The sequence below is a fragment of the Streptomyces flavofungini genome, assembly GCF_041028215.1.
Lineage (GTDB): Bacteria > Actinomycetota > Actinomycetes > Streptomycetales > Streptomycetaceae > Streptomyces > Streptomyces flavofungini_B.
In genome coordinates, this window is sequence record NZ_JASKYR010000144.1 from 1 (window position 1) to 11,011 (window position 11,011).

At 67.2% G+C, this 11,011-nt stretch carries 10 protein-coding genes and 1 riboswitch; of the genes, 9 read left to right on the forward strand and 1 reads right to left on the reverse strand.

All coding sequences use genetic code 11. From position 1 onward, the window contains the following. The first annotated feature begins 127 nt into the window (after window positions 1–127). The 4 genes from ctaC (at window position 128) to AB8Z36_RS12840 (ending at window position 4,619) form a co-directional block, all read left to right on the forward strand. The gene (gene ctaC, locus AB8Z36_RS12825) at window positions 128–1,090 is read left to right on the forward strand and encodes an aa3-type cytochrome oxidase subunit II (RefSeq protein ID WP_369213387.1); all 963 of its coding nucleotides are present in this window, start codon (window positions 128–130) and stop codon (window positions 1,088–1,090) included. Beyond that, window positions 1,087–2,829: an aa3-type cytochrome oxidase subunit I gene (gene ctaD, locus AB8Z36_RS12830; RefSeq protein WP_369213388.1), complete on the forward strand. Its 1,743-nt coding sequence runs from the start codon at window positions 1,087–1,089 to the stop codon at window positions 2,827–2,829. The genes ctaC and ctaD overlap by 4 nt, the downstream gene beginning before the upstream one ends. Beyond that, the gene (locus AB8Z36_RS12835) at window positions 2,826–3,224 is read left to right on the forward strand and encodes a cytochrome c oxidase subunit 4 (RefSeq protein ID WP_369213389.1); all 399 of its coding nucleotides are present in this window, start codon (window positions 2,826–2,828) and stop codon (window positions 3,222–3,224) included. Before ctaD ends, AB8Z36_RS12835 begins: the two co-directional genes overlap by 4 nt. 135 nt (window positions 3,225–3,359) lie before the next feature. Then, on the forward strand, window positions 3,360–4,619 hold the full coding sequence (locus AB8Z36_RS12840; protein ID WP_369213390.1) for a L,D-transpeptidase: 1,260 nt from the start codon (window positions 3,360–3,362) through the stop codon (window positions 4,617–4,619). Between the two features lie 74 nt (window positions 4,620–4,693). Here AB8Z36_RS12840 and AB8Z36_RS12845 read toward each other — a convergent pair whose 3' ends face one another. Then, the gene (locus AB8Z36_RS12845) at window positions 4,694–5,095 is read right to left on the reverse strand and encodes a hypothetical protein (RefSeq protein WP_369213391.1); all 402 of its coding nucleotides are present in this window, start codon (window positions 5,093–5,095) and stop codon (window positions 4,694–4,696) included. A gap of 203 nt (window positions 5,096–5,298) precedes the next feature. On the opposite strand from AB8Z36_RS12845, the gene ctaE reads away from it, so the two are divergent. From ctaE to trpD, 5 genes are all read left to right on the forward strand, one after another. After that, the gene (ctaE, locus tag AB8Z36_RS12850) at window positions 5,299–5,919 is read left to right on the forward strand and encodes an aa3-type cytochrome oxidase subunit III (RefSeq protein ID WP_055550073.1); all 621 of its coding nucleotides are present in this window, start codon (window positions 5,299–5,301) and stop codon (window positions 5,917–5,919) included. Window positions 5,920–5,996: 77 nt separating this feature from the next. After that, entirely contained in the window at window positions 5,997–6,806 is an 810-nt protein-coding gene (gene qcrC / locus AB8Z36_RS12855; RefSeq protein WP_369213392.1) for a cytochrome bc1 complex diheme cytochrome c subunit, read from the forward strand. Beyond that, entirely contained in the window at window positions 6,803–7,861 is a 1,059-nt protein-coding gene (qcrA, locus tag AB8Z36_RS12860) for a cytochrome bc1 complex Rieske iron-sulfur subunit (protein ID WP_369213393.1), read from the forward strand. Before qcrC ends, qcrA begins: the two co-directional genes overlap by 4 nt. Continuing rightward, window positions 7,858–9,516, forward strand: a complete 1,659-nt coding sequence (gene qcrB, locus AB8Z36_RS12865) for a cytochrome bc1 complex cytochrome b subunit (protein WP_369213394.1) — start codon at window positions 7,858–7,860, stop codon at window positions 9,514–9,516. The genes qcrA and qcrB overlap by 4 nt, the downstream gene beginning before the upstream one ends. 151 nt (window positions 9,517–9,667) lie before the next feature. After that, window positions 9,668–10,732: an anthranilate phosphoribosyltransferase gene (gene trpD, locus AB8Z36_RS12870; RefSeq protein WP_369213395.1), complete on the forward strand. Its 1,065-nt coding sequence runs from the start codon at window positions 9,668–9,670 to the stop codon at window positions 10,730–10,732. A gap of 88 nt (window positions 10,733–10,820) precedes the next feature. Then, window positions 10,821–10,938, forward strand: a riboswitch (SAM riboswitch). Window positions 10,939–11,011: the final 73 nt, after the last annotated feature.

Genomic DNA, 11,011 nt, shown 5'->3' on the forward strand with positions numbered 1-11,011 from the left:
CCCAAATAGCGTCCAGTAGGGTTTGGTCCGCATAAACATCCAAACCCCTGCCCGCCGCAGGGCGGCGACCGACCAGCGAGTAAGGCCGCAGCCGACCGCGCGGGCGAGACTCTCGGGAAGGCGCTACGTGAGTCCCAACGGCTCCGACCGCTCGTCGCGGCGCCCGATGCGGCGGAAGCTGCCGCAGGTGCTGACTGCGGGCCTGATCCTGGCGACCGCCACCGGTTGCACATACAAGGATTTCCCCCGCCTTGGAATGCCCACCCCGGTAACGGAAGAGGCTCCGCGGATTCTCTCCCTCTGGCAGGGCTCGTGGGCGGCAGCGCTCGCCACGGGCGTGCTGGTCTGGGGCCTGATCCTGTGGAGCGTCATCTTCCACCGGCGCAGCCGCACGAAGGTGGAAGTACCTCTGCAGACCCGGTACAACATGCCCATCGAGGCGCTGTACACGGTCGTGCCCCTCATCATCGTCTCCGTGCTCTTCTACTTCACGGCACGGGACGAGTCGAAGCTCCTCAAGCTGGAGGAGAAGCCCGCCCACACCATCAACGTGGTCGGCTTCCAGTGGAGCTGGGGCTTCAACTACGTCGAGAACGTCAAGGGTTCCAACAAGGAGGACGCCAAGACCTCCAAGGACCTGGACGCCATTCCGAAGCGTTTCCGCGACGCCTTCCCGGCCAACGCCGGCGGTGTCTACGACGTCGGCACGCCCGGCGAGCGGAACCCCCAGAACGGCAACCCCGGCCCGACCCTGTGGCTCCCCAAGGGCGAGAAGGTCCGCTTCGTCCTGACTTCGCGTGACGTCATCCACTCCTTCTGGGTGGTGCCGTTCCTCATGAAGCAGGACGTCATCCCGGGCCACACCAACGCCTTCGAGGTGACTCCCAACAAGGAGGGCACCTTCATGGGCAAGTGCGCCGAGCTCTGCGGCGTCGACCACTCCCGGATGCTCTTCAACGTCAAGGTCGTCTCTCCCGAGCGCTACCAGAAGCATCTGGAAGACCTCGCGAAGAAGAACCAGACCGGTTACATCCCGGCCGGCATCGAGCAGACGGGCCACGAGAAGAACCGGGAGACGAACAACCTGTGAGCATCCTCAACGAACCCCAGGGTGCCGCGGCAGCAGCAACGGACTCGTACGAGAACGAGCTGCCGGTCAGGCGCAAGCAGCCGGGAAACGTCGTCATCAAGTGGCTGACCACCACTGACCACAAGACGATCGGCACGATGTACCTGGTCACATCGTTCGCGTTCTTCTGCATCGGCGGAGTGATGGCGCTCTTCATGCGCGCCGAGCTCGCCCGCCCGGGCACGCAGATCATGTCGAACGAGCAGTTCAACCAGGCGTTCACGATGCACGGCACGATCATGCTGCTGATGTTCGCGACGCCGCTGTTCGCCGGTTTCGCGAACTGGATCATGCCGCTCCAGATCGGCGCGCCCGACGTCGCCTTCCCGCGGCTGAACATGTTCGCCTACTGGCTGTACCTCTTCGGCTCGCTCATCGCGGTCGGCGGTTTCCTCACGCCGAACGGTGCGGCCGACTTCGGCTGGTTCGCCTACAGCCCGCTCTCGGACGCGGTCCGGTCGCCGGGTGTCGGCGCCGACATGTGGATCATGGGTCTGGCCTTCTCCGGCTTCGGCACGATCCTCGGCTCGGTCAACTTCATCACCACGATCATCTGCATGCGCGCGCCGGGCATGACCATGTTCCGCATGCCGATCTTCGTGTGGAACGTGCTGCTCACGGCCGTTCTCGTGCTGCTCGCCTTCCCGGTGCTCGCCGCCGCGCTGTTCGCCCTTGAGGCGGACCGCAAATTCGGGGCCCATATCTTCGACGCGGCAAATGGCGGAGCATTGCTCTGGCAACACCTCTTCTGGTTCTTCGGCCATCCAGAGGTGTACATCATCGCGCTGCCATTCTTCGGCATCATTTCCGAGGTCATTCCGGTCTTCTCCCGCAAGCCGATGTTCGGCTACATGGGCCTGATCGGCGCCACCATCGCCATCGCGGGTCTCTCCGTGACGGTGTGGGCGCACCACATGTACGTCACCGGTGGCGTACTACTGCCGTTCTTCTCCTTCATGACGTTCCTGATCGCCGTGCCAACAGGCGTGAAGTTCTTCAACTGGATCGGCACGATGTGGAAGGGGTCACTGAGTTTCGAGACCCCGATGCTCTGGGCGGTCGGCTTCCTGATCACCTTCACCTTCGGTGGCCTGACGGGCGTCATCCTCGCCTCGCCCCCGATGGACTTCCACGTCTCGGACTCGTACTTCGTGGTGGCGCACTTCCACTACGTGGTGTTCGGCACCGTCGTCTTCGCGATGTTCTCCGGCTTCCACTTCTGGTGGCCGAAGTTCACCGGCAAGATGCTCGACGAGCGCCTCGGCAAGATCACGTTCTGGACGCTGTTCGTGGGCTTCCACGGCACGTTCCTGGTGCAGCACTGGCTCGGTGCCGAGGGCATGCCGCGTCGCTACGCGGACTACCTCGCCGCGGACGGCTTCACCGCCCTGAACACGATCTCGACGATCTGCTCGTTCGTGCTCGGCCTGTCGATCCTGCCGTTCTTCTACAACATCTGGAAGACGGCCAAGTACGGCAAGAAGATCACGGTCGACGACCCGTGGGGCTACGGCCGCTCGCTGGAGTGGGCGACGTCCTGCCCGCCGCCGCGGCACAACTTCGTCACGCTGCCGCGCATCCGCAGTGAATCGCCGGCCTTCGACCTGCACCACCCGGACATCGCGGCCCTCGGCCAGATCGAGAACGACGGCCAGAAGGACACCGCGCTGTTCGGCGGCGACAAGGAGGCCGCGAAGTGAAGATCCAGGGCAAGATGTTCATCTGGCTGAGCGTCTTCGTCCTCGCCATGGCGATCGTCTATGGCGTGTGGTCGAAGGAGCCGGCCGGTACCACGGCGCTCTTCCTGGCCTTCGGCCTGTGCATCATGATCGGCTACTACCTGGCCTTCACGGCCCGGCGGGTCGACGCCTCCGCACAGGACAACAAGGAGGCCGACGTCGCGGACGAGGCCGGCGAGGTGGGCTTCTTCAGCCCGCACAGCTGGCAGCCGCTCTCCCTGGCCGTCGGTGGCGCGCTCGCCTTCATGGGCGTCGCGTTCGGCTGGTGGCTGCTCTACTTCTCGGCCCCGATGCTGCTGATCGGCCTCTGGGGCTGGGTCTTCGAGTACTACCGCGGCGAGAACCAGACCCAGTGAGTCCGTAGTTCCCGACGCGCCCGAAGGGCCCGGACACTCCTCGCGGAGGTCCGGGCCCTTCGGCGTGCCGCCGCCCTGCCCCCGTACGGGTCACTTCGGCGCGCCGTACCCGGCGATTCTCCCTACCGTGTGCTTATGAGCCAGTCACCGCGTACTCGTACGGTTGTGAGCTGCACGCTGCTGGTGGCCGCCCTCGGTGCGGGCACCACGGCATGCGGCAGCTCCGACGGCCATCCGCTCTCGGCGCAGCCGTACGACGCGGCCGGCCAGATCTCCTTCAACGCCCCCGCGGGCAGCCAGAAGGCCGACCCGGACAAGCCCCTCGAAGTCACCGCGGAGGGCGACGACGGCCGCATCACCGATGTGACCGCCACCGACGCCGCGGGCCGCCACGTGGCGGGTGAACTCGACGCCGACGGCGCCCGCTGGCACAGCACCTCGCCGCTCGCGGCCGGCGCCCACTACTCGGTGCGGGTGAGCACCGAGGACGAGGACGGCGCGCCCGGCCGCAAGATCATGACTTTCGACACCCTCGAGCCCCCCAAGAAGAAGCAGCTGAAGGTGGTCTTCGGCCCCGAGGCGGGCAAGTACGGCGTCGGCCAGCCCGTCACCGCCTCGCTCAGCGCCCCGGTGAAGGGCAAGCAGGCCCGCGCGGTCGTGGAGCGGGCCCTGAAGGTCAGGTCCACGCCCGCCACCGAGGGCTCCTGGTACTGGGTGGACAGCGAGACGCTGCACTACCGCCCCAAGGAGTACTGGCCCACGCACGCCACGGTCAGCGTCTCCAGCAACCTCGGCGGCCTCAAGATCAACGACAAGCTGTGGGGGGCCGCGACCAAGCCGCTCAGGTTCACCACGGGGGACCGGGTGGAGGCCGTGACGGACGCCGCTTCGCACACGATGACGGTCTACCGCAACGGCGAGGAGATCAATTCGATCCCGGTGACCACCGGAAAGCCCGGCTACTCCACGCGCAACGGCGTCAAGGTCGTGCTCGGCAAGGAGTACTTCGTACGCATGCGCGGCACCAGCATCGGCATCGCCGAGGGCTCGTCGGAGTCGTACAACCTGCCGGTGTACTACGCCACCCGGCTCACCGACACGGGTGAATACGTGCACGCCGCGCCCTGGTCCGTGGGCTCCCAGGGCTCCGCCAACGTCAGCCACGGCTGCGTGGGGATGAGCACGGGCAACGCCGCCTGGTTCTTCGAGACCGTGCGGCAGGGTGACATCACCAGGACGGTCAACAGCTCCGGCGAGGACATGCCGACGTTCGGCAACGGCCTCGGCGACTGGAACATGGGCTGGAAGAAGTGGCGCCAGGGCAGCGCGCTCCTCGCGGGCACCAAGGAGGGCCCCGCGGCCGTCGACGCGGCCCGGCTGCGGCCGGGCGTCTAGCGGCCCCGCAGAACAGCACGGAGGGCCCCGCGCCGACGCGCGGGGCCCTCCGCCGTACGGGTGGGGCCGCTGGATCAGGCCTCGACGGCCAGGCGGCTGCGGAGCAGGGCGGCCAGGGCGTCCGCGAACTCCACCGGCTCGACCGGCAGGGTCACCGCCGCCTCCGCGCGGCTCCAGGTGGCCAGCCAGGCGTCCTGGGGGCGCCCGATGAGCAGCAGGACCGGCGGCGCCCGGAAGATCTCGTCCTTGATCTGGCGGCACACGCCCATGCCGCCCGCGGGCTTCGCCTCGCCGTCCAGCACACAGACGTCCACGCCGCCCTCGTCGAGCTGCTTGAGGACCGCGGGCAGCGTGGCGCACTCGATGAACTCGACCTCGGGGACGTCCGTGGCGGGCCTGCGGCCGGTGGCCAACCGGACCTGCTCGCGGGTGCTCGCGTTGTCGCTGTAGACCAGCACCGTGGCGGTCGGCTGCATTGTTCCTCCAGTACGTCAGTGCGTCGAGCAGTGCTGAGCTGTGCCGTCATGGGATCGGGGTCCGATGCGCGGATGCTACTCCTCCCGACACCCCGTCAACACCGGTTCGGAAGGCCCCGCGATGGGCCATACGGGCAGGACACACCCCACAGACACTCCGAACGGCACCCCCCGGGGTGAGGGCGGGATAAGCGACCGACATAATGTCGGTCGTGGCGACAGCAACGACAGTAGATACCGGGCACGCGCACCCGCCGGTCAATCGACCGAACCTCACCAGCGTCGGAACCATCATCTGGCTGAGTTCCGAGCTGATGTTCTTCGCGGCCCTCTTCGCGATGTACTTCACCCTGCGATCGGTGACAGGTCCTGATCACTGGAAGGAAATGGCCTCGGCCCTCAACTTCCCGTTCTCGGCGACGAACACCACGATCCTGGTGCTCTCCTCCCTCACGTGTCAGCTCGGCGTGTTCGCCGCTGAGCGTGGCGATGTGAAGAAGCTCCGGATGTGGTTCATCGTCACCTTCATCATGGGTGCGATCTTCATCGGCGGTCAGGTGTACGAGTACACCGAGCTGGTCAAGCACGAGGGCCTCTCGCTCTCGTCCGACCCGTACGGCTCGGTCTTCTACCTGACCACCGGCTTCCACGGACTGCACGTGACAGGCGGCCTGATCGCCTTCCTGCTGGTCCTCGGCCGCACCTACGCGGCCAGGAAGTTCACCCATGAACAGGCGACCGCAGCCATCGTCGTGTCCTATTACTGGCACTTCGTCGATGTGGTCTGGATCGGCCTCTTCGCCACGATCTACATGATCAAGTAATCGGCGGGGTCGCTCACGCGACGTACCGACACATCCCAGAAGTATCGACGCAGAAGATCCTGACACCGGGGTAATCCGTGAAAAAGCTCTCCGCACGACGACGCCATCCGCTGGCGGCGGTCGTCGTCCTACTCCTCGCGCTGGCGGCCACCGGGGGGCTGTACGCCGCGTTCGCGCCGGCGGACAAGGCGCAGGCCGACGACACCGCCCAGTCCCTCGCCATCGACGAGGGCAAGAAGCTCTACGCCGTGGGCTGCTCCAGCTGCCACGGAACCGGCGGTCAGGGCTCCTCCGACGGTCCGAGCCTGGTCGGCGTGGGCGCCGCAGCCGTCGACTTCCAGGTCGGCACCGGGCGCATGCCGCTCCAGCAGCAGGGCGCCCAGGCGCCCAAGAAGAAGGTCATCTACAACCAGGCCCAGATCGACCAGCTCGCGGCGTACATCTCCTCGCTCGGCGCCGGTCCCTCGGTCCCGACCGAGAAGCAGTACAGCCCGGACGGGGCGGACATCGCCAAGGGTGGCGAGCTGTTCCGCACCAACTGCGCGCAGTGCCACAACTTCACCGGTGAAGGTGGTGCGCTCACGCACGGCAAGTTCGCGCCGCCGCTCGAGGATGTCTCCCCGAAGCACATCTACGAGGCCATGCAGACCGGCCCGCAGAACATGCCGTCCTTCCCCGACACGACGATGCCGGAGAAGGAGAAGAAGGACATCATCGCGTACCTCGACGCGGTCAACGGCGAGAAGACCGAGAGCCCTGGCGGTCTGAAGCTGGGTGGTCTGGGTCCGGTCAGTGAAGGCCTCTTCGGCTGGATCTTCGGTCTCGGTTCCCTGATCGCGGTCGCCGTGTGGGTCGCCGCTCGGACCGCAAAGGCCAAGAAGTCATGAGTAGCCAAGAGATTCCAGAAGAGAAGAACCTGCCGGCTGAGCAGGACACCGAGCACGGCTCGGTAGCCGTCGCGGACGAGAACCCGTTCGCCGACCCGGGCCTTCCGCCGCACGAGCACCGCATCCAGGACATCGACGAGCGGGCCGCGAAGCGCTCCGAGCGGGCGATCGCGTTCCTGTTCATGCTGTCCATGCTGGCCACCGTCGGCTTCATCGCCTCGTTCGTGGCCATCCCGGCGGACAAGAGCGTCTTCGTCTGGCCGATCGGGCACGTCAGCGGTCTGAACCTCGCCCTGGGCCTGACCCTGGGTCTGGCGCTCTTCTGCATCGGCGCGGGCGCGGTCCACTGGGCCCGCACCCTGATGTCCGACGTGGAGGTCGCCGACGACCGGCACCCCATCGAGGCCGAGCCCGAGGTCAAGGCCAAGGTCATGGCCGACTTCAAGGCCGGTGCCGCGGAGTCGCAGTTCGGCCGGCGCAAGCTGATCCGCAACACGATGTTCGGCGCGCTGGCCCTGGTCCCGCTCTCCGGTGTCGTCCTGCTGCGCGACCTCGGTCCGCTGCCCGAGGACAAGCTCCGGCACACCAAGTGGGCCAAGGGCAAGAAGCTCGTCAACATGAACACGCACGAGCCGCTGCGTCCCTCGGACGTGCAGGTCGGATCGCTGACGTTCGCCATGCCCGAGGGCATGTCGGAGCACGACCACGACTTCCAGACCCAGATCGCCAAGGCCGCCCTGATGATCGTCCGGATCCAGCCGGAGAACATCAAGGACAAGCGCGAGCTGGAGTGGTCGCACGAGGGCGTCGTCGCCTACTCCAAGATCTGCACCCACGTGGGCTGCCCGATCTCCCTGTACGAGCAGCAGACGCACCACGTCCTCTGCCCGTGCCACCAGTCCACCTTCGACCTCTCCGACGGTGCCCGAGTCATCTTCGGCCCGGCCGGTCACGCGCTGCCGCAGCTGCGCATCGGCGTGAACGAGGAGGGCTACCTCGAAGCGCTCGGCGACTTCGAAGAGCCCGTCGGTCCTGCCTTCTGGGAGCGCGGATGAGCACCAACCCCACCAACGACGCGCACGGCGCGAGCGGCGCGAGCAACTCCGGCAAGAAGGCGCCCGCCGGTGAGCGGGTGGCCGACTGGGCCGACGGCCGACTGGGGATCTACTCCCTGGCCAAGGCCAACATGCGCAAGATCTTTCCGGACCACTGGTCCTTCATGCTCGGCGAGATCTGCATGTACAGCTTCATCATCATCATCCTCACGGGTGTGTATCTGACGCTGTTCTTCCACCCGTCGATGAACGAGGTGGAGTACCACGGCAGCTACGTCCCGCTCCAGGGACAGCTGATGTCGGAGGCGTTCAACTCGACCATGCACATCTCCTTCGATGTGCGCGGTGGTCTGCTGATCCGGCAGATCCACCACTGGGCGGCGCTGATCTTCCTCGCCGGCATGTTCGTGCACATGATGCGCGTGTTCTTCACGGGTGCCTTCCGCAAGCCGCGTGAGGTCAACTGGCTGTTCGGCTTCCTGCTCTTCGTCCTCGGCATGTTCACCGGCTTCACCGGTTACTCGCTCCCGGACGACCTGCTCTCCGGCACCGGTGTCCGCTTCATGCAGGGCGCGATCCTGTCCGTCCCGGTCGTCGGCACGTACCTGTCGATGTTCCTGTTCGGCGGGGAGTTCCCCGGCGGCGACTTCGTGGCGCGCTTCTACTCGGTGCACATCCTGCTGCTGCCGGGCATCATGCTGGGCCTGATGGTGGCGCACCTGATCCTGGTCTTCTACCACAAGCACACGCAGTTCGCGGGCCCCGGCAAGACCAACAAGAACGTCGTCGGCATGCCGCTGCTGCCCGTCTACATGGCGAAGGCCGGAGGCTTCTTCTTCCTGGTCTTCGGTGTGATCGCGGCCATCTCGGCGATCGCCTCGATTAACCCGATCTGGGCGCTCGGACCGTACCGTCCGGACCAGGTGTCCACGGGCGCCCAGCCCGACTGGTACATGGGCTTCTCCGAGGGCCTGATCCGTGTCATGCCGGGCTGGGAGATCAACCTCTGGGGCCACACGCTCGTCCTGGGCGTGTTCATCCCGCTGGTCATCTTCCCGCTGGTCCTGGTCGCGATCGCGGTCTACCCGTTCATCGAGTCCTGGGTCACCGGCGACAAGCGCGAGCACCACATCCTGGACCGCCCGCGCAACGTCCCGACCCGTACGGCCTTCGGTGTCGCCTGGATCACCTGGTACCTGGTGCTGCTGATCGGTGGTGGAAACGACCTCTGGGCCACCCACTTCCACCTGTCGATCAACGCCATCACCTGGTTCGTCCGGATCGGCTTCTTCGTCGCCCCGGTCATCGCGTTCATCGTCACCAAGCGGATCTGCCTGGGTCTCCAGCGCCGCGACAGGGACAAGGTGCTGCACGGCCGCGAGTCGGGCATCATCAAGCGCCTGCCGCACGGCGAGTTCATCGAGATCCACGAGCCGCTCGGCAAGGACCAGCTCCACACGCTCACCGCGCACGAGCAGTACAAGCCGGTCGAGATCGGCCCGGCGGTCGACGAGAACGGTGTCGAGCGCAAGGTCACCGGTTCGCAGAAGCTGCGGGCCAAGCTCTCCAAGGGCTACTACGGGGAGGACAGCCAGATCCCCAAGCCCACTGCCGAGGAGTACAAGGAGATCACGAGCGGCCACGGCCACCACTGATCGACTGAGACTCCACTGACCACAGGTCGCCACGGCGAGAGCCCCGTCCATTGCATGGACGGGGCTCTTTGCCGTCCCCGAGGCTGGATAGGGTGGTCCCACCCCGGCTGTCCCGGGCCCCTTCCTTCCGGACTGAACACCAGGAGCGGCTATGAGCGCTGTGACCCCCGCAGGAGGCACCACCGCGGCGGGCCGTTCCTGGCCCGACGTACTGAACGGCCTGCTCGACGGGCGCGACCAGAGCGCCGACGACACCGCCTGGGCCATGGACCGCATCATGCGCGGCGAGGCCACCGAGGCGCAGATCGCGGGCTTCGTCGTGGCGCTGCGGGCCAAGGGCGAGACCGTGGAGGAGATCTCCGGCCTGGTCCGGGCGATGTACGAGCACGCCAACGTGATCGAGGTGCCGGGCGAGACGGTCGACATCGTCGGCACGGGCGGCGACGGCGCCAAGACGGTGAACATCTCCACCATGTCGGCGATCGTCATCGCGGGCACCGGCGCGAAGGTCGTCAAGCACGGCAACCGCGCCGCGTCCTCCGCCAGCGGCGCCTCCGACGTCCTGGAGAAGCTCGGCGTCAACCTCCAGCTCACGCCCGAACGGGTGGTCGAGGTCGCGGAGGAGGCGGGGATCACCTTCTGCTTCGCGGTGAAGTTCCACCCGGCGCTGCGGCACGCCGGTGCCGCGCGCAGCCAGCTCGGCATCCGCACCGTCTTCAACCTGCTCGGCCCGCTCACCAACCCGGCCCGGGTGCGCGCCCAGGCGGTGGGTGTCGCCGACGCGCGGATGGCGCCCGTGGTGGCCGGCGTCTTCGCCGAGCGCGGCAACTCCTCGCTGGTCTTCCGCGGTGACGACGGCCTCGACGAGCTGACGACGACCTCGACGTCACGCGTCTGGGTGGTGCGCGACGGCGCCGTCCGCGAGGAGGCCTTCGATCCCCGGGACGTCGGCATCGGCCTGGTGCCCGTGGAGGCGCTGCGCGGCGCCGACGCCTCGTACAACGCGGAGGTCGCCCGGCGGCTGCTGGACGGCGAGAGCGGTCCGGTGCGCGACGCGGTGCTCCTGAACTCCGCGGCGGCCCTGGCCGCTCTCGCACAGGGCAGGGGCAGCCTGGCGGAGCAGCTCCGCGAGGGCATGGCGCGGGCCGCGGAGTCGATCGACTCCGGGGCGGCGAAGCGGGCCCTGGAGCGCTGGGTGGCTGCCAGCAACCGCTGACCGGCAGCCGGCCGGTGTGACGCAGGGCGCAGTCCGGATTCTGGACCGCGCCTTGCGTCGGGAAGATCGTGTGGCAGGATGCTGCACAGGTCATGAGTGACAGCGACTACGGCCCCGGCCCGCTGTCCGGCAACCCTCCGTCCGTGGCGGGGTGCCCCGGGTGAAGACCAGGCCGTACGCAGCAAGGCGTATGGCAAGCGCGGACCCCTGCACAGCCCTGGGGTCCTGGTCCTCAAGGGAGCAGTCTCGTGAGCAAGCGAATGCGATAGGGCCCACCGG